20 protein-coding genes and 1 tRNA gene are annotated in these 20,571 nt (G+C 69.1%); 12 read left to right on the top strand and 9 right to left on the bottom strand.

Features of this window, described 5'->3' with window-relative positions; all coding sequences use genetic code 11:
• Positions 1–53: 53 nt before the first annotated feature.
• Positions 54–749: a DUF5324 family protein gene (locus ACFV6V_RS03760; protein ID WP_385558580.1), complete on the bottom strand. Its 696-nt coding sequence runs from the start codon at positions 747–749 to the stop codon at positions 54–56.
• Positions 750–958: 209 nt separating this feature from the next.
• On the opposite strand from ACFV6V_RS03760, the gene ACFV6V_RS03755 reads away from it, so the two are divergent.
• Positions 959–1,492: a peptidylprolyl isomerase gene (locus tag ACFV6V_RS03755; protein ID WP_361281085.1), complete on the top strand. Its 534-nt coding sequence runs from the start codon at positions 959–961 to the stop codon at positions 1,490–1,492.
• A 134-nt stretch (positions 1,493–1,626) separates the two neighbouring features.
• Complete coding sequence (locus ACFV6V_RS03750) at positions 1,627–2,523, top strand: rhomboid family intramembrane serine protease (RefSeq protein WP_385558577.1); 897 nt, start codon at positions 1,627–1,629, stop codon at positions 2,521–2,523.
• Between the two features lie 299 nt (positions 2,524–2,822).
• On the opposite strand, the gene crgA is transcribed toward ACFV6V_RS03750, so the two are convergent.
• The gene (gene crgA, locus ACFV6V_RS03745; protein ID WP_385558574.1) at positions 2,823–3,080 is read right to left on the bottom strand and encodes a cell division protein CrgA; all 258 of its coding nucleotides are present in this window, start codon (positions 3,078–3,080) and stop codon (positions 2,823–2,825) included.
• Positions 3,081–3,221: 141 nt separating this feature from the next.
• On the opposite strand from crgA, the gene ACFV6V_RS03740 reads away from it, so the two are divergent.
• Genes ACFV6V_RS03740 through ACFV6V_RS03715 form a run of 6 tightly spaced genes read left to right on the top strand, consistent with a single transcriptional unit; the run spans position 3,222 to position 7,445 of the window.
• Complete coding sequence (locus tag ACFV6V_RS03740) at positions 3,222–3,989, top strand: DUF881 domain-containing protein (protein ID WP_385558571.1); 768 nt, start codon at positions 3,222–3,224, stop codon at positions 3,987–3,989.
• Positions 3,990–4,033: 44 nt separating this feature from the next.
• A complete protein-coding gene (locus tag ACFV6V_RS03735) occupies positions 4,034–4,744 on the top strand; it encodes a class E sortase (RefSeq protein WP_385558568.1) in 711 nt (236 codons plus the stop codon).
• 58 nt (positions 4,745–4,802) lie between these two features.
• Positions 4,803–4,964, top strand: a complete 162-nt coding sequence (locus ACFV6V_RS03730) for a hypothetical protein (RefSeq protein ID WP_361281098.1) — start codon at positions 4,803–4,805, stop codon at positions 4,962–4,964.
• Complete coding sequence (locus ACFV6V_RS03725; protein ID WP_385558565.1) at positions 4,961–5,602, top strand: aminodeoxychorismate/anthranilate synthase component II; 642 nt, start codon at positions 4,961–4,963, stop codon at positions 5,600–5,602. The genes ACFV6V_RS03730 and ACFV6V_RS03725 overlap by 4 nt, the downstream gene beginning before the upstream one ends.
• Entirely contained in the window at positions 5,530–6,714 is a 1,185-nt protein-coding gene (locus ACFV6V_RS03720) for a class E sortase (protein ID WP_385558562.1), read from the top strand. The genes ACFV6V_RS03725 and ACFV6V_RS03720 overlap by 73 nt, the downstream gene beginning before the upstream one ends.
• Positions 6,715–6,764: 50 nt before the next feature.
• Positions 6,765–7,445: a class E sortase gene (locus ACFV6V_RS03715; protein ID WP_385558560.1), complete on the top strand. Its 681-nt coding sequence runs from the start codon at positions 6,765–6,767 to the stop codon at positions 7,443–7,445.
• Positions 7,446–7,582: 137 nt separating this feature from the next.
• Here the strand turns inward: ACFV6V_RS03715 and pknB are convergent, their stop codons facing one another.
• The 6 genes from pknB to ACFV6V_RS03685 form a co-directional block, all read right to left on the bottom strand.
• A complete protein-coding gene (pknB, locus tag ACFV6V_RS03710; RefSeq protein WP_385558557.1) occupies positions 7,583–9,580 on the bottom strand; it encodes a Stk1 family PASTA domain-containing Ser/Thr kinase in 1,998 nt (665 codons plus the stop codon).
• Between the two features lie 182 nt (positions 9,581–9,762).
• Complete coding sequence (locus tag ACFV6V_RS03705) at positions 9,763–11,226, bottom strand: peptidoglycan D,D-transpeptidase FtsI family protein (protein WP_385558554.1); 1,464 nt, start codon at positions 11,224–11,226, stop codon at positions 9,763–9,765.
• On the bottom strand, positions 11,223–12,650 hold the full coding sequence (locus ACFV6V_RS03700; protein WP_385558551.1) for an FtsW/RodA/SpoVE family cell cycle protein: 1,428 nt from the start codon (positions 12,648–12,650) through the stop codon (positions 11,223–11,225). Before ACFV6V_RS03700 ends, ACFV6V_RS03705 begins: the two co-directional genes overlap by 4 nt.
• A 39-nt stretch (positions 12,651–12,689) precedes the next feature.
• Entirely contained in the window at positions 12,690–14,186 is a 1,497-nt protein-coding gene (locus ACFV6V_RS03695; protein ID WP_385558548.1) for a Stp1/IreP family PP2C-type Ser/Thr phosphatase, read from the bottom strand.
• A gap of 159 nt (positions 14,187–14,345) precedes the next feature.
• Positions 14,346–14,864 (bottom strand): FHA domain-containing protein, encoded by a 519-nt coding sequence (locus ACFV6V_RS03690; protein ID WP_361281117.1) that lies wholly within the window; start codon positions 14,862–14,864, stop codon positions 14,346–14,348.
• 10 nt (positions 14,865–14,874) lie between these two features.
• Entirely contained in the window at positions 14,875–15,726 is an 852-nt protein-coding gene (locus ACFV6V_RS03685) for an FhaA domain-containing protein (protein WP_385558545.1), read from the bottom strand.
• A gap of 414 nt (positions 15,727–16,140) precedes the next feature.
• Between ACFV6V_RS03685 and ACFV6V_RS03680 the strand changes: the two genes are divergently transcribed.
• A tRNA-Leu gene (locus tag ACFV6V_RS03680) sits at positions 16,141–16,224 on the top strand.
• Between the two features lie 310 nt (positions 16,225–16,534).
• On the opposite strand, the gene ACFV6V_RS03675 is transcribed toward ACFV6V_RS03680, so the two are convergent.
• Positions 16,535–17,692 (bottom strand): FAD-dependent monooxygenase, encoded by a 1,158-nt coding sequence (locus ACFV6V_RS03675; RefSeq protein ID WP_385558542.1) that lies wholly within the window; start codon positions 17,690–17,692, stop codon positions 16,535–16,537.
• Between the two features lie 68 nt (positions 17,693–17,760).
• On the opposite strand from ACFV6V_RS03675, the gene ACFV6V_RS03670 reads away from it, so the two are divergent.
• The 3 genes from ACFV6V_RS03670 (at position 17,761) to ACFV6V_RS03660 (ending at position 20,511) form a co-directional block, all read left to right on the top strand.
• Positions 17,761–18,318, top strand: a complete 558-nt coding sequence (locus ACFV6V_RS03670; protein ID WP_385558539.1) for a TetR/AcrR family transcriptional regulator — start codon at positions 17,761–17,763, stop codon at positions 18,316–18,318.
• 305 nt (positions 18,319–18,623) lie between these two features.
• Entirely contained in the window at positions 18,624–19,871 is a 1,248-nt protein-coding gene (locus ACFV6V_RS03665; protein ID WP_385558536.1) for a DUF418 domain-containing protein, read from the top strand.
• A gap of 16 nt (positions 19,872–19,887) precedes the next feature.
• Entirely contained in the window at positions 19,888–20,511 is a 624-nt protein-coding gene (locus ACFV6V_RS03660; RefSeq protein WP_385558533.1) for a histidine phosphatase family protein, read from the top strand.
• Positions 20,512–20,571 lie beyond the last annotated feature (60 nt).

Genomic DNA, 20,571 nt, shown 5'->3' with positions numbered 1-20,571 from the left:
CGCCGGGAAGCATTCCGCCTTCCCGGCGCCCATGACCTCGGCGTCAGCCGGAGTCAGCGACGGTCCTCGCCGCCCGACTCGGAGTCCGCCTCCTTGGCCTGGACCTCGGGATCCAGCGCCGCCTTGCCGCTCCTGTCGTCCGAGGTGAAGGACGCGCCGGAGTCGGCCGAGACCTCGGTGGGAGCCGGCGGCTCGACCAGCCAGTCCGGGTTGGCCTGCTTGTCCCACCACTTCCAGGCGGCAAAGAGCCCCAGGGCCACCACGCTGAGCAGACCCACGCCCTTGGCCACACGGCCCGCCTTCGCGCGCCGCTCGTGCTTCCTCACCAGCTTCCGGACCTCTTTCGCCGACACCTGGCCGCGCAGCGCGGCCAGGGCAGCTGTGGATCGGGCCGCGGCCTCCTGCCCCACGGGCTGGGCCACCGCGACGGCGTGCTCGAGCCGGGGCTTCGTGTAGTCCGCCGCCTGACGCGCGGCACTCCGGGTCATGACGGCGGCCCGGTGAGCGGCGATGTCGACCTTCGGCGGCACATGCGGGGCCACATGGGCCTTGTACTGGGTGCGGCACTGCTGACGGGCTTGCTGGGTGGCACGGGAGACCCTGGGGGCGAGATAGACGCGGGCCTCGTGCGCGTACTGCGCGGCCTGGTCCTTCGCCGTTTCGGCGTAGGGCGCCACCACTTCCGCGGCGTGCAGCACGCCTTCCTTGGCCGTATCGGTCGCGGCACGCACGCTTTCCATGCGGGTCACGGGATCCTCCTCCTCGGTGGCGGTCGTGGCAGGTTGAGGGGTTTGGTGTCCCTGGCGGGGCACAGTTCGCCTTTCCGCCCTTTTCGAAATCATGCCTGCCAGGCGCCCACTCGGCATGCGGGACAGGCATCTGGGTCACGGTTTCCATACCGACGGCACTTCCGTGCGAGGATCGGTTGACGTCAGAGAAGACTCAAGGAAGGCACATCGTGGCCGAGCAGCTTTACGCCACCCTGAAGACCAACCACGGCGACATCAACGTCCGGCTTCTGCCGAACCACGCGCCGAAGACGGTCAAGAACTTCACCGAGCTCGCCACGGGCCAGCGCGAGTGGACGAACCCGGCGACCGGCAAGAAGTCCACGGACAGGCTGTACGACGGCACGGTCTTCCACCGGGTGATCAGCGGCTTCATGATCCAGGGCGGCGACCCGCTGGGCAACGGCACCGGCGGCCCCGGCTACGAGTTCGCCGACGAGTTCCACCCCGACCTGGCCTTCGACAAGCCGTACCTGCTGGCCATGGCCAACGCAGGCCCGGGCACCAACGGCTCGCAGTTCTTCATCACCGTGTCGCCGACCGCCTGGCTGACCCGCAAGCACACCATCTTCGGCGAGGTCGCCGACGATGCGAGCAAGAAGGTCGTGGACGCCATCGCCACCGCCCAGACCAACCCGCGCACCGACCGCCCGGTCAACGACGTCGTGATCGAGTCCGTCGTGATCGAGACCCGCGAGGGCTGAACCGGCCAGGGCGCCCGTATGGAGCGCCCGGCTCCCGCACGGGAACCTTTCCGCCCCGCTCGTCCGTAAGACGAGCGGGGCGCGATGCGTTGCGCAGGCCCCGCAGGACGAGGGCCAGAAGATGAGGGGACCTCATGGATCAGGCGCCAGGAAGCCCGGACCAGCACCAGGCGGCCCAGGGGCTGCCGAGCTGCTACCGCCACCCGGACCGGGAGACGGGCATCCGCTGCACGCGCTGTGAGCGCCCGATCTGCCCGGAGTGCATGGTCAGCGCCTCGGTCGGCTTCCAGTGCCCGGAGTGCGTGCGCAGCGGATCCGGTACGGGACACGCGGCGACCGCCAGCCGGCCACGCACGATCACGGGAAGCGCCGTCATTTCAGGTGACCCCCGTCTCGTCACCAAGATCCTTCTGGGCGTCAACCTCGCGGTCTTCCTCGCGGTGCTCGCCGACAAGACCCTGGTCCTGCGGCTCGATCTCGTGGGTGCCGCGTTCAGTCCGCAGCTCGGGCAGGTGGTCGGTGTCGCCGACGGCGAGTGGTACCGCCTGGTGACCTCGATGTTCCTGCATCAGGAGATCTGGCACATCGCCTTCAACATGCTCGGCCTGTGGTGGCTCGGTGGGCCCCTGGAGGCAGCGCTCGGCAGGGTGCGCTTCCTCGCGCTCTATATGCTCTCCGGGCTCGCGGGCAGCGCCCTCACCTATCTGCTGGCCGCGCCGAACCAGGGCGCACTCGGGGCGTCCGGTGCGATCTTCGGACTGCTCGGCGCCACCATCGTGCTGATGCGCCGGATGAATTACGACCTGCGCCCGGTGATCGCGCTGCTCGCGCTGAATCTGCTGTTCACCTTCACCTGGAGCGGGATCGCCTGGGAGGCCCATATCGGCGGGCTGGTCGCAGGCGGAGTCATCGCCTTCGGCATGGTGCACGCCCCGGCCCGGCGCCGATCCCTGGTGCAGTTCGGGACCTGTGCGCTGGTGCTGATGGCGATCATCGTCACCGTGGTCCTGAGGACCCAGTCGCTCACCTGAGCGAGATTTCCCCATGGTTGTCCACAGCGTGTGGCGGATCTTGTGCGGGCTGTCGGGAACAGCTGTGCCCCTTGTCCCTGATCTGGGATTTCCCAGGAGGGGCAAGGGGCACGCGGGCGGAGAGCCGTTCCCCGGAATGGCCGCCGCAGTCACATTGGAGTCACCGTCCGATGAGAGTTATCCACAGATCGTCTGACCTTTCCCACTGCTGTGGATAACTCTGTGGACAAGGTCGGGGCAGAGCTTGACATCTGCCCTCTGCGGCTCCCCCCGGCGGTTCCCCGACGGCTAGGTCGCGGCTACTTCCACTGCGTGGAGACGGCGAAGCCACCGGCGATGAAGCCGAAGCCGACCACGATGTTCCAGTTGCCGAAGGACTGAATGGGAAGCCGGCCGTCGGTCACGTAGAAGACGACGATCCAGGCGAGCCCGATCAGGAACAGCGCCAGCATCACCGGCGCCACCCAGCTGCGGTTCGTCAGCTTGATGCTCGTCGCCTGCTTCGCCGCCGGCGGCGGTGTGAAGTCGGCCTTCTTGCGGATACGTGACTTCGGCACGAGGGACTCTCCTGTCGATGCGCTGCGTGACCGCGCAGGGGAAATGTGGCTGGCGCCGGGGCGGGGGCGAGGGGGCTCACGGCCTCCCCCGGGCGTCCGTTAGCGTAGTGCTTCCGCGGTCACCGTAGGAGTAAGGGTACGTTGAGCAATTCCGCCGACACTCCCCCAGGGCCGGTCCGCCGTTTCGCGCCGCGGCCGGTCCGGCTGCTGACCGCTGCCGTTTTCGCGCTCGCCGGGCTGATTTTCGTCACCAGCTTCAACACCGCCAAGGGCACCAACCTCCGCACCGACGACTCGCTGCTGAAGCTCTCCGACCTGATCCAGCAGCGCAGCGAGAAGAACGCCGAGCTGGACCGGTCCACCGCGGCGGTCCGCGGTGATGTCGACGCACTCGCCCGTCGCGACGACGGGTCCACCAAGGCCCAGGACGAGCGGTTCCAGGCCCTTGAGAAGGACGCGGGGACCGAGAAGGTCCGGGGCCGGGCCGTCACCGTCACCCTCAATGATGCTCCCGCGAACGCCCAGGCAGCCCCTGGCTATCCGGAGCCCCAGGCCAATGACCTGGTCATCCACCAGCAGGACCTCCAGGCCGTGGTGAACGCGCTGTGGCAGGGCGGGGCCGAGGGTATCCAGGTCATGGACCAGCGGTTGATCTCCACCAGCGCCGTACGGTGTGTAGGCAACACGCTCATCCTCCAGGGCCGCGTCTACTCACCCCCGTACAAGATCACCGCTGTAGGCGACCCGGATCGGCTCAAGCGGTCGCTGACGGCGTCGCCCGCGATCCAGAACTACCAGCTCTATGTGCAGGCGTACGGCCTCGGCTGGAAAGTGGACGAGCGCGATGCGGTGACTCTTCCCGGCTATTCGGGCACAGTGGATCTGCATTACGCGGAGCCGGTCCCCTAGGGCGGGACAGGACCTTGCTCCCGGGGAGCGGGGAGGGGCGGCCGGTGCGAGCGGGATCGCTGCGACTGATCGTCAGGACCCTCAGCGAGATCTGCGTCACGGCCGGCGCCGTGATCGTGCTCTTCGTGGCGTATCTGCTGCTCTGGACCGGAGTGAAGGCCGCCGACGCCTCGGACGACGAGATCGTCCGGCTCCAGGAGGAATGGACCCGGCTTCCCCTCGAACCGTCGCCTTCACCGCCACCGTCGACCACCCCGGCGCCCTCGGCTCCGTCCCGCGGGTACGAACCGGGCAAGCCTTTCGCCGTGCTGTACATACCCCGCTTCGGGGCGGAATGGGACTGGCCCGTGCTGGAGGGCACCTCCGCCGGCACCCTGAAGAAGGGCCTGGGTCACTATCCGGGCAGTGCTCGTCCGGGTGAGACCGGGAACTTCGCGGTGGCAGGCCACCGCCGCACTTATGGGGACCCGTTCAAGGACTTTCCCAGGCTGCGGCCGGGGGACGCGGTGATCCTCACGGACGGGACGACCTGGTTCACCTATCGAGTGAAACGGGAGCCGTTTCGCACCGTACCCAGTGATGTCGCGGTCATCGACCCCGTACCGAAGCGGTCGGGGTTCGACGGTCCGGGGCGCTACCTGACGTTGACCACCTGTGATCCGGAGTGGGGAAGCAGCCACCGGCTGATCGTATGGGCATACCTCGACGGCACCCGGCCTGTGACGGATGGCAAGCCGGAAGCTTTCCACAGCTGACCCACGGGCCCCTTACGCCCTTTAGTCTGGTTCCGTACGAGGAAAAGAAAGGGACAGCATGTACGGCTGGATCTGGCGGCATCTGCCGGGCAACGCATGGGCGCGGGCGTTCATCTCGCTCGTGCTGGCCCTCGCGGTCGTCTATGTGCTGTTCCAGTACGTGTTCCCCTGGGCGGAGCCGCTGCTTCCGTTCAACGATGTGACGGTGGACGGCCAGTGAGCGCGCGCATTCTCGTCGTCGACAACTACGACAGCTTTGTCTTCAACCTCGTCCAGTACCTCTACCAGCTGGGTGGGGAGTGCGAGGTCGTGCGCAACGACGAGGTGTCGACCGCACACGCGCAGGACGGTTTCGACGGGGTGCTCCTGTCCCCTGGGCCGGGTGCTCCCGAACAGGCCGGGGTCTGCATCGACATGGTCCGCCACTGCGCGGCGACCGGAGTGCCCGTCTTCGGCGTCTGCCTCGGTATGCAGTCGATGGCGGTGGCCTACGGCGGGGTCGTCGACCGGGCGCCGGAGCTGCTGCACGGCAAGACGTCCTTCGTACTGCACCAGGGCAAGGGCGTCTTCGCGGGGCTGCCCTCGCCGTTCACGGCGACGCGCTACCACTCGCTCGCGGCGGAGCCGACGACGGTCCCGGACGAGCTGGAGGTCACGGCGCGTACCGAGGACGGCATCATCATGGGGCTGCGCCATCGTGAACTGGCACTGGAGGGCGTGCAGTTCCATCCGGAGTCCGTCCTCACGGAGCACGGTCATCTCATGCTCGCCAACTGGCTTGAGCAATGTGGCGACACGGGCGCGGTCGGCCGCTCGGCAGGGCTCGCGCCGGTGGTGGGCGGCAAGGCCCTGGCATGAACGGCGAGGGGGGTGCGCCGTGGCTCCGGGACGGGAGCGTTCCCGGGCATTCCCCGGCCCCGGAGCAGTGGGACTGGACCGGATACGGCCGGTACGCCACGGAGGACTCCCCGGGTTACGAACAGGACTGGTACGGGCAGCAGTACGCCCCCGCCGACGAGGCGGCGGCGCACCGGACCACCGGGGGACACGGCAGGCACGCCGCGCACCGGGCCGGTCCCGGTTCCAGTCCCTGGACGTCAGAGGTGCCCGCGTCCGTACCCGAGTCCCCAGCCGGGTCGCCCGAGCGGCCTCCGGGCGGCCGGGCCGAGCGCCGGCGTGCCGCGAAGGGTCGGCGCAGGGCCGGCGGCGCGCCGGCGTCCACTGCGACCGGCCAGGTGCCGAGCGAGGAGGGCGCCCCGCTCACCCGGGTCGAGGCGCGCCGGCGCGCCCGGGCCCTGAAGGACAGCCCCGCGGTCGTCGCCAGCCGGGTCTTCGGTGAACTCTTCATCACCGTCGGCGTGCTGATGCTGCTGTTCGTCACCTACCAGTTGTGGTGGACGAACATCCTCGCCGGACAGCAGGCCAATGCCGCCGCCAACCAGATCCAGGATGACTGGGCCAAGGGCCGTGCGCCGGGTGCTTTCGAGCCGGGGCAGGGCTTCGCGATCATGCATATCCCCAAGCTCGATGTCGTCGTCCCGATCGCCGAAGGCATCGACAAGCACTCGGTGCTGGACAGGGGCATGGTCGGTCACTACGCGGACGGGGCCCTCAAGACGGCCATGCCGTCCGACAAGCAGGGCAACTTCGCAGTCGCCGGTCACCGCAACACCCACGGTGAGCCGTTCCGCTACATCAACCGTCTCGCGCCCGGGGATCCGATCGTCGTCGAGACCCAAGACGCGTATTACACCTACAAGATGGCGAGCATTCTCCCGCAGACCGCCCCCTCGAACACCAGCGTGATCGCTCCGGTGCCGGATGGCTCCGGATTCACCGACCCCGGCCGCTACATCACCCTCACGACATGCACGCCCGAATTCACGAGTACGTACCGAATGATCGTGTGGGGCAAGATGGTCGACGAACGCCCGCGGAGCAAGGGCAAGCCCGATGCGCTCGTCGGCTGAGGCGTGACCGGACCGGATTTCCAGAACGACAGGAAACAGGGGCAGGTGCAGTGGCACGTGCGCGCAGCCGGATCGCCGGCGTCATCAGTGTCTTCGGCGAACTGCTGATCACCGCGGGAGTGCTGCTCGCGCTCTTCGTCGTCTACTCGCTCTGGTGGACCAACGTCCTCGCGGACCGCGCGGCCACCAAGGAGAGCGACCGGGTGCGCCACAACTGGGCCGTCCCCCAGGGGCCGGGCGAGCTGGACACCAAGGACGGCATCGGCTTCCTCCACGTCCCTGCCATGGGCGGCGGTGAGGTGCTGGTGAAGAAGGGCACCGACCCCGAGACCCTCAACGACGGTGTCGCGGGCTACTACACCGACCCCATCAAGTCGGCGCTGCCCACCGACAAGCGGGGGAACTTCACCCTTGCCGCCCACCGCGACGGCCACGGCGCCAAGTTCCACAACATCCACCAGATCAGGACCGGGGACCCGATCGTCTTCGAGACCAGGGACACCTGGTACGTCTACCGGGTCTTCAAGGACCTGAAGCAGACCTCGAAGTTCAACGTCGACGTGCTCCAGCCGGTGCCTAAGGAGTCGGGCAGGACCGCTCCCGGCCGCTACATCACCCTGACGACCTGCACGCCTCTGTACACCTCCGATTACCGGTATGTGGTCTGGGGCGAGCTGGAGCGCACGGAGAAGGTCGACAGCGCCCGTACGAGGCCCCGGGAACTGCGCTGACGGGCCTACCCTCGTCAGAACGCCGCAGTAGCGCGGCAGCACAGCACAGAGCCCCGGCATCCGGTAGGGATTGCCGGGGCTCTGTGCTGTGCTGCGGCCGGGGCGGACGGCCCCTACGGCCGAACACTCCGCTGCTGCTAACCGCCGAAGCCGAAGCCTCCGCCGTTGTTGTTGCCGCCCTGCTGGTTGCCGCCTCCGCCGAGCGTCTGGAGAGTGATCGACGTCGCCGCGGGGTCGGCCTGGGTGCCGGGCTGCGGGTCCATCTGGACGACGAGCGCGTTGTCGTCCTGGGAGCTGCCGTTGGCGAGCGTGATGTTCGTGAAGCCGAACCCCGCCAGGATCTGCTTGGCCTCACCCAGACGCTTGCCCCGTACCTCGGGGACCTGCGTCTGAGGTTGCTGCTGCGGACCCTTGGAGACCTGGAGCGTGATCGTGGCGCCCTTGGCCTGCTTGGAGCCGCCCGCCGGGTCCTGCGACACGACCTCGCCCGCGGGCTTGTCGGAGTCGACATCGGTGCGTGCCACGGTGAAGCCGAGGGTTTCCAGCTGGCTCTTCGCGGCGTCGAACTGCTGACCCACCACAGGCGGCACTGTCTCCTTGGCCTGCTTGGCGACCTTCAGGGTGACCTGGGTGCCCTTCTCGGCCTTGGTGCCACCTTCGGGGTCCTGGCTGATGACCGTGCCGGGGGTCTCCTCCGACTCGACTTCCTCGACCTTGACGTCGAAGCCGTCCTTCTCCAGGCGCGTGGTGGCGGTCTCCTCCTGGGAGGCCGTGACATCGGGCACCTCCACCAGCGGCGCGCCCTCCGAGAGGAGGACCTTGATGGTCTCGCCCTCATTCATCTTGGCGCCGTCGGTGGCAGCCGGGTCCTGGCTGCACACGCTGCCCTTCGGCTCGTCGCAGCGGGCGGTGCCCCCCCGTACGGCCTTGACGTTCGAGTTGGTCGCGAGCCGCTGGGCCTCGGTGAAGGGCTTGCCGACCAGGTTCGGGACGCTGACCTTGCCGTCGCCGCCGTCCTGGCTGAAGATCTCCTTGCCGATGAGGATCGCACCGATGAGCACCAGGATGCCCGCCACCACGAGCAGGGCCGTCGAGGTGTTCGACTTCTTCTGACGGCGGCGGTCCGGGCGGTCGTCGTAGCCGTATCCGCCGTCGTCCGGGTTCACCGGCGGCAGCATCGACGTCTGCCCGCCCGGGTCGGTGGCACGCAGCGCCGTGGTCGGCTGGTCCTCGGGGCGCTGACCGCCGTAGCCGCCATAGCCCACCGCGCCCATCGCCGTCGTCGCGGCGACCGGCTGGCCATCGAGGCAGGCCTCGATGTCGGCGCGCATCTCGTCGGCCGACTGGTAGCGGTAGTCGGGGTCCTTGACCAGCGCCTTCAGCACGATCGCGTCCATCTCGGGCGTGATCTCGGGGTCGAAGTTGCTCGGCGGCTGGGGCTCTTCCCGGACATGCTGATAGGCGACGGCCACCGGGGAGTCGCCGACGAACGGCGGACGTACGGTGAGCAGCTCGTACAGCAGGCACCCGGTCGAGTAGAGGTCGGACCTGGCGTCGACCTGCTCGCCCTTGGCCTGCTCCGGGGAGAGGTACTGGGCGGTGCCGATGACGGCCGCGGTCTGGGTCATGGTCATGCCCGCGTCGCCCATGGCGCGCGCGATGCCGAAGTCCATCACCTTGACCTGGCCGGTGCGCGTCAGCATGACGTTCGCCGGCTTGATGTCCCGGTGGACGATGCCATTGCGGTGCGAGTACTCGAGGGCCTGGAGGATGCCGGTGGTCATCTCCAGGGTGCGCTCGGGCAGCAGCTTGCGGCCGGAGTGCAGCAGCTCTCTGAGCGTGGAGCCGTCCACGTACTCCATCACGATGTACGGGATGGAGACCCCGTCCACGTAGTCCTCGCCGGTGTCGTACACCGCGACGATCGCCGGGTGGTTCAGCGAGGCGGCCGACTGGGCCTCACGGCGGAACCGGGCCTGGAAGGACGGGTCACGGGCGAGGTCGGCCCGCAGCGTCTTCACGGCGACGGTGCGGCCGAGCCGGGTGTCGTGCGCGAGGTACACCTCGGCCATGCCACCGCGGCCGAGCACCGAGCCCAGCTCGTACCGGCCGCCGAGGCGACGCGGCTCTTCCATAACAGTTCCAGCCCTCTCCGTCAGTCCCGACCGCACCCGTGTGTGTGGTCCGGCGGTGTGCTGTTCGCGCATACGCTACCGGCCACGCCGCATGGAATAGGCCCAAGCCCGGGACCTGATATGCGACCGGTACCGCATTGTGCGCCCATGAGGCGGGGTGACAGGTCGATCAGTGACATGCGTCACTGCTTCCCGTTGAGCACCGCCTCCATCACCTTCTTGGCGATGGGGGCGGCGAGTCCGCCGCCGCTGATGTCGTCACGTGACGTGCCCGAGCTGTCCTCGACCACCACGGCCACGGCGACCGGGGAGCCCTGGTCGGTCTTGGCGTAGGAGATGAACCAGGCGTAGGGACGTTCCTTGTTGTTCTCTCCGTGCTGGGCGGTGCCGGTCTTGCCGCCGACCGTGACACCGTCGATCTTGGCGTTCGAACCGGTGCCCTTCTCGACGACGTTCTCCATCATCTGCTGGAGGAGCTGCGCGTTCTCCTCCGAGAGCGGCTGGCTCATCTCCTCCGGATCGGTCCGCTCGAGCACGTCCAGGTTGGGCGCCTCCAGCTGGTCGATCATGTACGGCTTCATCAGCTTGCCGTCGTTGGCGATCGCCGCGGTGACCATGGCCATCTGGAGGGGGGTGGCCCTGGTGTCGAACTGGCCGATCGCCGACTGGGCGTTGCCACCGCGGTCCATGTTCGTGTTGTAGACGGAGGCCGATGCACGCACCGGGGTAAAGATCTTCGGGTCGTTGAAGCCGAACTTCTGTGCCGTCTCGACCATGTTGTCCCGGCCGACCTTGTCGCCGAGATTGGCGAAGACGGAGTTGCAGGAGACCTTCAAAGCGTCGTTCAGGCTGGCCTTCTCGCAGCCGCCGTGCTGGTTCTTCATCGGCGTGCGCGAGAGCGGAATCAGGTACGGCTCGGGAGTGTCGGTCGGATCGTCGATGTTCTTGACGACGCCGTGCTCCAGTGCCGCGGCGGCTGTGACGACCTTGAAGGTGGAGCCGGGCGGGTAGGTCTCGCGCAGCGCGCGGTTCAGCATCGGCTTGGCCTTGTCGGCGTTCAGCTTCTGCCAGGCTTTGCCGTCCGCGTTCTGACGGCCGGCGAAGGAGGAGGGGTCGTACGAGGGCGTCGACGCGAGTGCCAGGATCTTGCCGGTACGGGGGTCGATGGCCGCGACCGCGCCTGTCTTGTCCCCCAGGCCCTCGAATGCCGCCTTCTGGGCCTTGCCGTTCAGCGTGGTGACGACATTGCCGCCCTGCTTCTTGTCGCCCGTGAACATCGCCATGGTGCGGTCGAAGAAGAGCCGGTCGTCGTTGCCGCTGAGGATCTCGTCCTCGAGGTTCTCGAGCTGGGAGGAGCCGAAGGCCTGCGAGGCATAGCCGGTGACGGGAGCCCACATCGGACCGTCGAGGTAGGTGCGCTTGTACTTGAAGTAGGTGTCATCGGTCAGCTTGGAGCCGGTGATCGGCTTGCCGTCGACAATGATGTTGCCGCTCTCGGAGCCATAGCGCTCGATCTGGACACGCGTGTTGCTCTTGTGACTACTGAGCTCTTCGGACCGGACGTACTGGAGCCAGTTGTCCCGGATCAGCAGCGCGAGGACGAGGAGGCCGCAGAAGATCGCGATCCGGCGCAGGGGCTTGTTCACGGTCGGACCACCTGGGTCATCTCGGCGTCGGGGTTCGGGGCGGGAGCGGGCGCGGGACGCCGCGCTGTGTCGCTGATCCGGATCAGGATGCCGATCAGTGCCCAGTTGGCGATCACGGACGAGCCGCCCGCCGCGAGGAACGGCATGGTCATACCGGTCAGCGGGATGAGGCCCATCACACCGCCGGCGACCACGAAGACCTGGAGCGCGAAGGCTCCGGTCAGGCCGATCGCGAACAGCTTGCCGAAGGGGTCCCGGGCGGCGAGGGCGGTGCGCACGCCGCGCTCGATGATCAGACCGTAGAGCAGCAGGAAGGCCATCACCCCGGCCAGTCCGAGCTCCTCGCCGACTGTGGCGAAGATGAAGTCGGAGTTGGCGGCGAACAGGATGAGGTCGGAGTCGCCCTGCCCGAGACCGGTGCCGAGAGTGCCGCCCGAGCCGAAGGACATCAGCACCTCGGTCATCTGGTCACAGGCGTAGGCCATGTTGCTGTTCGGCGGTGCCGTCTTCAGGCACTCGAAGGGGTCGAGCCACGCGGCGACCCGGGACTGGACGTGAGTGGCGAACTGGGAGACCAGGACCGCGCCGCCGGCCGACATCAGCAGACCCATGACGATCCAGCTGGTGCGCTCGGTGGCCACGTACAGCATGATCACGAACATGCCGAAGAACAGCAGCGAGGTGCCGAGGTCGTTCTCGAAGACCAGGACGAGCAGGCTCATCGCCCAGATGGTGAGGATGGGCCCGAGGTCCCGGCCGCGCGGCAGGTAGAGCCCCATGAAGCGGCGACTCGCTAGCGCGAGTGCGTCCCGCTTCACCATGAGGTAGCCGGAGAAGAAGACCGCGATGACGATCTTCGCGAACTCACCGGGCTGGATGGAGAAGCCACCGACCCGGATCCAGATCTTGGCGCCGAACACATCCGTGCCGAGGCCCGGGACGAGCGGCAGCAGCAGCAGGACGAGCGACGCCGCCATCGAGATGTAGGTGTAGCGCTGGAGGACGCGGTGGTCCTTCAGCAGCACCAGTACGCCGACGAAGAGCGCGACGCCCAGCGCCGAGTACATCAGCTGGTTGGTGGCCTGCGGGGAGAAGCTGGGCAGCGCGTTCAGCCGGGGTGACTGGTCGAGGCGCCAGATCAGCACCAGGCCGAGGCCGTTGAGCAGTGTCGCCAGCGGCAGCATCAGCGGGTCGGCGTACTTGGCGAACTTGCGCACCACGAGATGCGCGACGCCGGCGAGCAGCGCGAGGCCGATCCCGTATCCGAGCATGCCCGCGGGGAGCTTGCCGGTGAGCGCGAGGCCCACATTGGCGTATGCGAACACCGGGATCGCGACGGCGAAGCCGAGCAGCATCAGCTCGGTGTTGCGGCGGCTCGGCAGTTCGATCGCGCCGATGGTGGTCGTGTTGGTGACAACGCTCATGGTGGAGAAGGGCCCCCTACGGGTCTACCGCTGTACCGCTCACTGCTTGCCGCAGTTCGTGGCGAGCTTCTGCTCCTCCTCCGAGAGGGTGGGGCCCGGAGAGGGAGCGGCTGCGTTCGGCTTGGTCTGGGCGGACTGGTTGGAGGGCTGGGTGCCGGTGGTGCCACCGGCCTGCCCCTCGCCGGGAGGTGTACTGGGCGTACGGTCCGCCGCGGATTGGCGCTGCTCGTCCTTCTTGCAGGCGGTCGCCTGGGTGGAGAGCTCGACGATCTTGTTGCGCGCGGATCCGAGGCTGCTCTCGGCGATGGTCTCCTTGACCTGCTTCTGCTGGTAGGGCGGCAGGTACTTGAGTTCGATCTCGGGGTGGTCCTTCTCCACATCGGAGAGCGAGACCCAGCCGAGGTCCTGGCTGATGCCGCGGTACAGCGCGATGTGCTGGCCGTTGCTGCCGACGTAGTACTGGGTCTGGGTCCAGCGCCAGGCGCCGTACAGACCGCCGCCGAGCACGGCGAGCGCCAGCGTGCCGTACAGGGATCTCTTGAGCCACTTGCGGCCGGAGCGCGGCTTGGCGAAGTCGTCGTCGGCGTAGGAACCGAAGCTGCCCTCCGGCGGCATTCCGCCGTAGCCCGCGTCGTCGCCGCTGCCGGGGGGGCCGAAGCCGCCGGCGGGCGGCGGGACGGGGCGGCCGAGGCCGGAGGCGCGTCCCGCGGGGGTCTGCATGGCGCCGTTGTCGCCGAGCGGCATCTGGTTCTCGGCGACCGCGCCGACGATGACGGGGGTGTCGGTGAGCTGGCCCGCGAGGGTGTCACCGCCGTCGACGTCGAGGACGTCCGCGATGATCACGGTGATGTTGTCGGGGCCGCCGCCGCGCAGCGCCAGCTGGATCAGGTCCTGGACGGTCTCCTGCGGGCCCTGGTAGCTGGCGAGGGTGTCCTCCATCGTCTGGTGGGAGACGACGCCGGACAGTCCGTCCGAGCAGATGAGGTAGCGGTCGCCGGCCCTGACCTCGCGGATGGAGAGATCGGGCTCCACATGGTCGCCGCTGCCCAGAGCGCGCATCAGCAGGGAGCGCTGCGGGTGGGTGGTGGCCTCTTCCTCGGTGATACGGCCCTCGTCCACGAGGCGCTGCACCCAGGTGTGGTCCTGGGTGATCTGGGTCAGCACCCCGTCGCGGAGCAGATACGCGCGGGAGTCGCCGACGTGTACGAGCCCGAGGCGCTGGCCGGTCCACAGGAGCGCGGTGAGGGTGGTCCCCATGCCTTCGAGCTGGGGGTCCTCCTCGACCATGGCACGCAGCTGGTCGTTGGCCCGCTGCACGGCGGTGCCGAGCGAGGTGAGGATGTCGGAGCCCGGGACGTCGTCGTCGAGCTGCACCAGCGTCGAGATCACCTCGGACGAGGCGACCTCACCGGCGGCCTGGCCGCCCATGCCGTCGGCGATGGCGAGCAGGCGCGGGCCGGCGTAACCGGAGTCCTCGTTGCCCTCACGGATCATGCCCTTGTGCGATCCGGCGGCGAAGCGCAGTGACAGACTCATGCGCACCTGCCCTGTCGACGCTGCTTCGGGGTACAGCCGGTCTCGAGCCACACTGCCCACCCTCCGGTCGGGAGCCGCCGGGCCCGGCCCAGTGCCGGTACCGCTGCGGTCCCGGTGGGGACCGCAGCGGTTCGCTCGCTCCGCTCGCTCATTGTCGTACTACTTCCGCAGCTCGATGACGGTCTTGCCGATACGGATCGGCGCGCCCAGCGGAATCGGGGTCGGGGTGGTGAGGCGGGCCCGGTCGAGGTAGGTGCCGTTGGTCGACCCCAGGTCCTCGACGATCCACTGTCCGTCACGGTCGGGATAGATCCTGGCATGCCGGCTCGACGCGTAGTCGTCGTCCAGCACGATGGTCGAGTCGTGGGCCCGGCCCAGGCTGATGGTCTGCCCCTGGAGCGCGACGGTGGTGCCCGTGAGGCTGCCCTCGGAGACCACCAGCTTGGTCGGCGCCCCGCGGCGCTGGCGGGTGGCCTGCTGCTGGCGCTGCTGTGGGGGCGCGGCGGGCTGCTGGCGCCCGGTCTGCTGCGGGCGCGCTTCAGCGCCCCGGCGCGCGCCGCGCTGGGTGACGCGCGTACCGAACAGGTCGCTGCGGATGACCTGGACGGCCACGATCACGAACAGCCACAGAACGGCCAGGAAACCCAGCCGCATGACCGTCAGGGTCAGCTCTGACATTGCCCCCGCTTCACCCTTCGGCTTGCCGGTAAACGATGGTGGTGTTGCCCACGACGATCCGCGAGCCGTCGCGGAGCGTAGCGCGGGTGGTGTGCTGCCCGTCCACCACGATGCCGTTGGTGGACCCGAGATCCTGGATCGTCGAGGGCGTGCCGGTCCGGATCTCACAGTGGCGGCGGGAAACGCCGGGGTCGTCGATCCGCACGTCCGCGTCGGTGCTGCGGCCCAGCACCAGCGTCGGGCGGGAGATCTGGTGGCGATTGCCGTTGATCTCGATCCAGCGGCGCACCTGGGCACCCGGCACTGATCCCACCGGGCGTCCGGGCGCTGGGCCCGGCCGGTTTGCCCCGGCCGGCGGTGCCGACGGCATGGGAGGTGCCGCAGAAGGAGGGTAACCGTAACCCCCGCCCTGCGGGGCGCCTGTGGAAAAGCCCTGGGGGCTGCCGACGGGCCCACCAGCGGGGCTGCGGTCGGGCGACTGTGACGTACTCGACGCGAGCGTACGGCTGCGGACCCGGTACAGACCGGTGTCGAGGTCGTCGGCCTTCTCCAGATGGACCTTGATCGGCCCCATGAAGGTGTACCGCTGCTGCTTGGCGTAGTCCCGGACCATGCTGGAGAGCTCGTCGCCGAGCTGGCCCGAGTACGGGCTGAGGCGCTCGAAGTCGGGCGCGCTCAGCTCCACGATGAAGTCATTGGGGACGACAGTCCGCTCGCGGTTCCAGATCGTGGCGTTGTTGTCGCACTCACGCTGGAGGGCGCCCGCGATCTCGACGGGCTGTACCTCTGACTTGAAGACCTTGGCGAAGGTGCCGTTGACCAGGCCTTCGAGTCGCTGCTCGAAACGCTTCAGGACTCCCATGGGGCACCTCCTCCGTCGTTGCCGTCCTGGTACTGCTTACTGATCGTATCCACGCGTGGGGGAATCGGCTGGTTCCCCTTGTCTGCCCCGTCGATGAGTGTCACCTCTCACACGGACCGTCACACGGATCGTAGAGGCGGCCTCCTCACAGTGTCCCGCACCCGCGAAGCTCCCCGGGTGTGAGGTGGCAAACCCTCCCGTGCGGCCCGCGCACCGGCTGCCCCCGCCCGACCACTCTCCGTCTGCCTGTCTCTCCCTGCTCTCTCGTGTCTCACCGCTCTTCCTTCCTTCGTCTCCTCGACCGGTGGGGGCCGAAACAAACGCATGTGAGGGGACCCTGGGCAGCGTGCTAATGTTCTGCATGTCGCAAGGCGCTCGCACCGGACAGGTGAGGGTGAGGCGGCAACACCCAATGCGCGGGTGGCGGAATAGGCAGACGCGCTGGATTCAGGTTCCAGTGCCCGAAAGGGCGTGGGGGTTCAACTCCCCCCTCGCGCACAGATGAAGCGGTCGGCATCGTGATCACGATGCCGACCGTTTTGCTTTGCCCTCTCGGTCGGCTCCCCTCCCTGGGTCGGACCATGGCGTGCCGATCGCGGATGAGGACGAAGTCGATCGCCCCCGGCCGTGCGTCCGGGGAGATACCTCACACCCACCTGCTGCGCCGCCCACCCGACCTGTCTGTTCGCGCCCTCGACCCCCTCATGAACGCGCCGCGGCGGCGGGTTCCCTGGCAGCCGCTTCGGCGAGGCGGGATCGATGTCGCGTTCTCGTTCTTTGACACGCGTCGAAGGTGCGGCGGGTGCTGTCAGCCCAGGCTCGGCGGTGTCCAGTCGGCGAACCGCAGGACGGCCCGGATCGTCGCGCCGGACGGTGCCAGCCGGACGGCCGTGTTGCGCAGTGCCATGGCGAGGGGGTGGGTCAGCAGCGGTCCCAACCGGCCGGCCTGGCGCGCGGCCCGGGCAACCGACTGGCTGCGTGGGCGGCGCTCGGCGTCGTAACGGGCCAGTGCCGACTCGACCGTGGGCTCGGTGGCGAGTGCGGCGGCCAGGGTGACCGCGTCCTCCAGGGCCTGGCTGGCGCCCTGGCCGAGGTTCGGGGTCATGGCGTGTGCCGCGTCACCGAGAAGCACGACCCGGCCTGCGGTGAACGCGGGCAAGGGGGTTGCCAGTTCATGGATGTCGTGGTGCAGGACGGCGTCCGGCAGGGTCGCGTCCAGCAGTGCGGGGATCGGGTCGTGCCAGTGGCCGAACCGGCTGCGCATCGCGGCAAGGGTGTCGGCATGGCGTATGCCGGGCGGTGCCTTGATCACCGCGTGCCACTCGGCACGGCCGTCGGCGAAGGTGATGTGTCCGAACTCGGCGCCTTTGCCCCAGGTCAGTTCGAGGTCGGAGGCCAGCGGCACCGGATGTTCGGTGAGGCCTCGCAGCACCGTCGATCCGCTGTAGACCGGGCCGGGGTGGTCGGGGAAGAGTCGCCCGCGAAGTCGGCTGTGCACTCCGTCGGCCACCACCACCAGGTCCGCCTCCAGGGCGCTGTCCCCGACCGGCACCCGCACCCGGCCCGGGATCGAGGAGTCGAGGGCGGCCACTTCGGTGCCGATGACCAGGCACTCGGAAGGCAGCGCCTCGCGCAGCAGGCGGTGCAGCGCGGCCCAGCGGATGCCGACGACCGGCGCACCGAGAGCCCGCTCGAGTGCGGCCCCGTCCAACCGGGTCAGCCAGCTGCCGCCGGGAGTGCGGGTGCCCCCGGTGTACTGGGGCCGGGCGGCCGTGCGGGCCGCTGCGCCGACGCCGAGGGCTTCCAGGGCCCGGATTCCGTTGGCGTGGAGGGAGATGCCTCCGCCCACGTCGGCCAGGACGGGAGCGCGTTCGAGGACCGTCACCTCCCAGCCGATCCGGCGCAGGCCCACGGCTGTGGCCAGCCCGCCGATGCCTCCCCCGACCACGACGGCACTTCCGCTCATGCCTGCACTCTCCTTCTACGGATGTAGAAGGAGAGTAACGCTGCTCTCTACAGGTGTAGAAAGGAGGGGTGCCTGACGATCGACGTACCCTCCTCGCCGACACCGCCATCGGCGTGCTCGCCGAAGCCGGGATACGAGGACTGACCCACCGTGCGGTGGACCGGGCGGCGAAACTGCCGCCCGGCACCACGTCCGCCTACTACCGCACCCGCCAGGCGCTGCTCACCGCACTGGTCCGGCGCCTGGTCGCGCTCGACCAGGCGGAACTCCAGGAAGCCGGCAGCCGGACCCCCGTCCCGCGGAGCGCCGACGAACTGGTGGCCGGGATCGCCGCCCTCGTCGAACAGCGGCTCACCGGGGAGGGGCGCCGGCGCTCCCTCGCGCGTTACGCGTGCGCCATCGAGAGCGTCCACCAACCCGAACTGCGGGAGATCCTCGTACCGCGCGAGAACGCGGGGAGGCAGGTCGTGCACGATTTCCTCGCGGCGCAAGGCCTCGCTGACGCGGCGGCACGCGCCGTCACTCTGCTGACGTGCGTGGACGGACTGGTCTTCGACCGCCTGGTGGGCGGTGGCGGGGTGTCCGAGCAGGAGATCCGCGGACTGGTGGCGGCGGCGCTGCGGTGATCCGCCGGCGCCGCGGTGATCCGGGTGCCTGTGATCCGCGGTCGCTGTGGTGGTCGGGGTGCCGAGTCTGCACTGCTGTGGTCGGGCGGTGCTGTGGTGGTCCGGGTGCTCTGGTGGTCCGGGTGCTCTGGTGGTCCGGCTTGCGGCTCGGCGGTGGTCCTGGGTCGTGCGGTGGTCCGGCGTGTCACGCGGACGGCCACGCCGGTGGGCCGCCGGGCGGCGGGGGTGGGGCAGCCAGGTGGCGGGGGTGGTCCGGACGGTCGCCGGATGGTTGTGTGCGGGGCCGGTCGGGGACCGTGAGGCGTATGGCGCAGCGGGAAGCGGAGGCCGTTTTGTCCCGGGAGGAGCCCGGGGCGGGGACGGAGCGCGCCACTTCCCGCGGGGTGTCCTCCACGGGGCGGCTGATCGGTCTCGACGTGGCCCGTGGGCTCGCGGTCCTCGGGATGTTCACGGCCCATCTGGGTCCCGATCCGGCCATGGGAGGTGTGCAGGGCTGGGCGCTGGAGATGGCGCGCGGCCGACCCGCCACCCTGTTCGCCGTGCTGGCCGGGTTCTCCCTGGTCATCCTCACCGGTCGGCCGGAGTCGAGGACCGGGCGTGCCGGGCGGCAGGCCGTGGTGCGGGTGCTCATCCGGTCCGCGGTGCTGATCGTGATGGGGTTCGCCCTGACCGCCCTGGACACACCGATCGATGTGATCCTCGCCGCCTACGGGATGCTCTTCGTCCTCGCCCTGCCGTTGTACCGACTCTCCGCGGGCGCCTTGGCCGTCATCGCCGCGTTGACCGCGCTCGTCATGCCGCCGGTCCGGTATCTGCTGGCGGCCGTGGTCGACGGCGGTAGCTGGGCGGACACCGTGATCGCCATCGATCCGCTGGCCCGGATCACCGGCTCCGACGGCTTCATCGAGCTGTTCGTCGACGGCGAGTACCCCGTACTGACCTGGCTTCCCTTCATTCTCGCGGGCATGGCCGTGGCGAAACTCGACCTCACCAGGCGTGGGGTGATCCCAAAGATCGCCGTTACCGGGTGCGCGCTGACCGTGCTCGGGTACGGGGGCTCCTGGCTGGCTCTGCACCTGGTCCCGGGTGCGCAGTCCGCCGTGGCAGCGGCGACCGACGGTGGTTCGGCCTCCTCGGCGTGGTGGTCCGACACCGTCGGCGATCCCGTCGCCCTCACTCCGTACTGGCTGCTGGTGGGGGCACCGCACAGCCAGACGACTTGGTCGATTCTGGGGAGCACCGGACTCGCTCTCGTGATCATGGCCGTCTGCTTCATAGGCGCGGACCGGTCCGCGTACTTCAGGCGCCTGTCCGCCCCCGTCGCGGCGGTCGGCTCCATCGCTCTGACCGCATATGTCGGTCATATCATCGCCATCTGGGCGCTGGGTATCGACGATCTCGACGAGTTCTCGAACTCCGCGGCCCTGCTGCTCCTGCTCTGCTTCAGCGTGGTGACCATGCTGTTCGCCATGGCCTGGACGCGCCGGTTCCGGCGCGGACCGCTGGAGTACCTGGTGCACGCCGCCACCCGGCCGGCTCGGCTGGTCACCTGACCAAGGAGGCAGTTCCATGACGGTTCGTCTGACGCTGTACGCCACGGCCGGGAGGGCCACCAGGAACACCGTCCTCGGCGACGGTCCCCTGGACCCAGGAGACATCGGCGGAGCAGTGCTGCCCCCGTACGAGGCGGTCATCCGCGGCCCTTCGACGCGCTGTGCGCAGGCCGCCGCCGCGCTCGGTCTGGAGGCGGAGTCGGTACCCGAACCCGCCTTGCGCGACCTCGACCACGGCACCTGGCGCGGGCGCACCATCGGCGATATCGCCGATGCCGATCCCTACGGGCTCAGCGCATGGTTCACGGACCCGGACGCCACGCCGCCAGGGGGCGAGTCCGTGCGGCAGCTGTGCCGGCGGACGCTGCCCTGGCTGCGCGGCCTGCCGTCCGCTCCTCGCTCCGGCGCCCCTGACGCGCACACCCTGGTCATCGCCGAACCGGCCGTCGTCCGCGCCCTGCTCGTCAACGCGATGTCCGTACCGGCGACCGCCTTCTGGCATCTGGACGTGCCCGCTCTGTCAGCGGTCTCCCTCACCTCGCGCGATGACGGCTGGGTCTGGGACGTCGAGTCCAGGGGCGCCCCCGTCGTACGGAGCCGGCGGCCAGTGGACACCTCAGGCTCCCGGGTGGGGATCTGATCGGTCGGAGTGCGACCAAGGTTGAACGGGGCAGCGACGAAAGTGGGCCGCGGGGCGCGA

Source organism: Streptomyces sp. NPDC059828 (assembly GCF_042731955.1).
Lineage (GTDB): Bacteria > Actinomycetota > Actinomycetes > Streptomycetales > Streptomycetaceae > Streptomyces.
Note: the sequence above shows the minus strand (reverse complement) of the source record. Positions and strands in the feature narration are given on the sequence as shown.

What these genes read in the sequence shown, in the direction of transcription:
- ACFV6V_RS03750 (WP_385558577.1), top strand. Translation starts at nt 1,627, where the DNA reads ATGGATCAGGCGCCAGGAAGCCCGGACCAGCACCAGGCGGCCCAGGGG.
- ACFV6V_RS03730 (WP_361281098.1), top strand. Translation starts at nt 4,803, where the DNA reads ATGTACGGCTGGATCTGGCGGCATCTGCCGGGCAACGCATGGGCGCGG.
- ACFV6V_RS03720 (WP_385558562.1), top strand. Translation starts at nt 5,530, where the DNA reads ATGTGGCGACACGGGCGCGGTCGGCCGCTCGGCAGGGCTCGCGCCGGT.
- pknB (WP_385558557.1), bottom strand. Translation starts at nt 9,580, where the DNA reads ATGGAAGAGCCGCGTCGCCTCGGCGGCCGGTACGAGCTGGGCTCGGTG.
- ACFV6V_RS03700 (WP_385558551.1), bottom strand. Translation starts at nt 12,650, where the DNA reads ATGAGCGTTGTCACCAACACGACCACCATCGGCGCGATCGAACTGCCG.
- ACFV6V_RS03695 (WP_385558548.1), bottom strand. Translation starts at nt 14,186, where the DNA reads ATGAGTCTGTCACTGCGCTTCGCCGCCGGATCGCACAAGGGCATGATC.
- ACFV6V_RS03690 (WP_361281117.1), bottom strand. Translation starts at nt 14,864, where the DNA reads ATGTCAGAGCTGACCCTGACGGTCATGCGGCTGGGTTTCCTGGCCGTT.
- ACFV6V_RS03685 (WP_385558545.1), bottom strand. Translation starts at nt 15,726, where the DNA reads ATGGGAGTCCTGAAGCGTTTCGAGCAGCGACTCGAAGGCCTGGTCAAC.
- ACFV6V_RS03675 (WP_385558542.1), bottom strand. Translation starts at nt 17,692, where the DNA reads ATGAGCGGAAGTGCCGTCGTGGTCGGGGGAGGCATCGGCGGGCTGGCC.
- ACFV6V_RS03665 (WP_385558536.1), top strand. Translation starts at nt 18,624, where the DNA reads ATGGCGCAGCGGGAAGCGGAGGCCGTTTTGTCCCGGGAGGAGCCCGGG.
- ACFV6V_RS03660 (WP_385558533.1), top strand. Translation starts at nt 19,888, where the DNA reads ATGACGGTTCGTCTGACGCTGTACGCCACGGCCGGGAGGGCCACCAGG.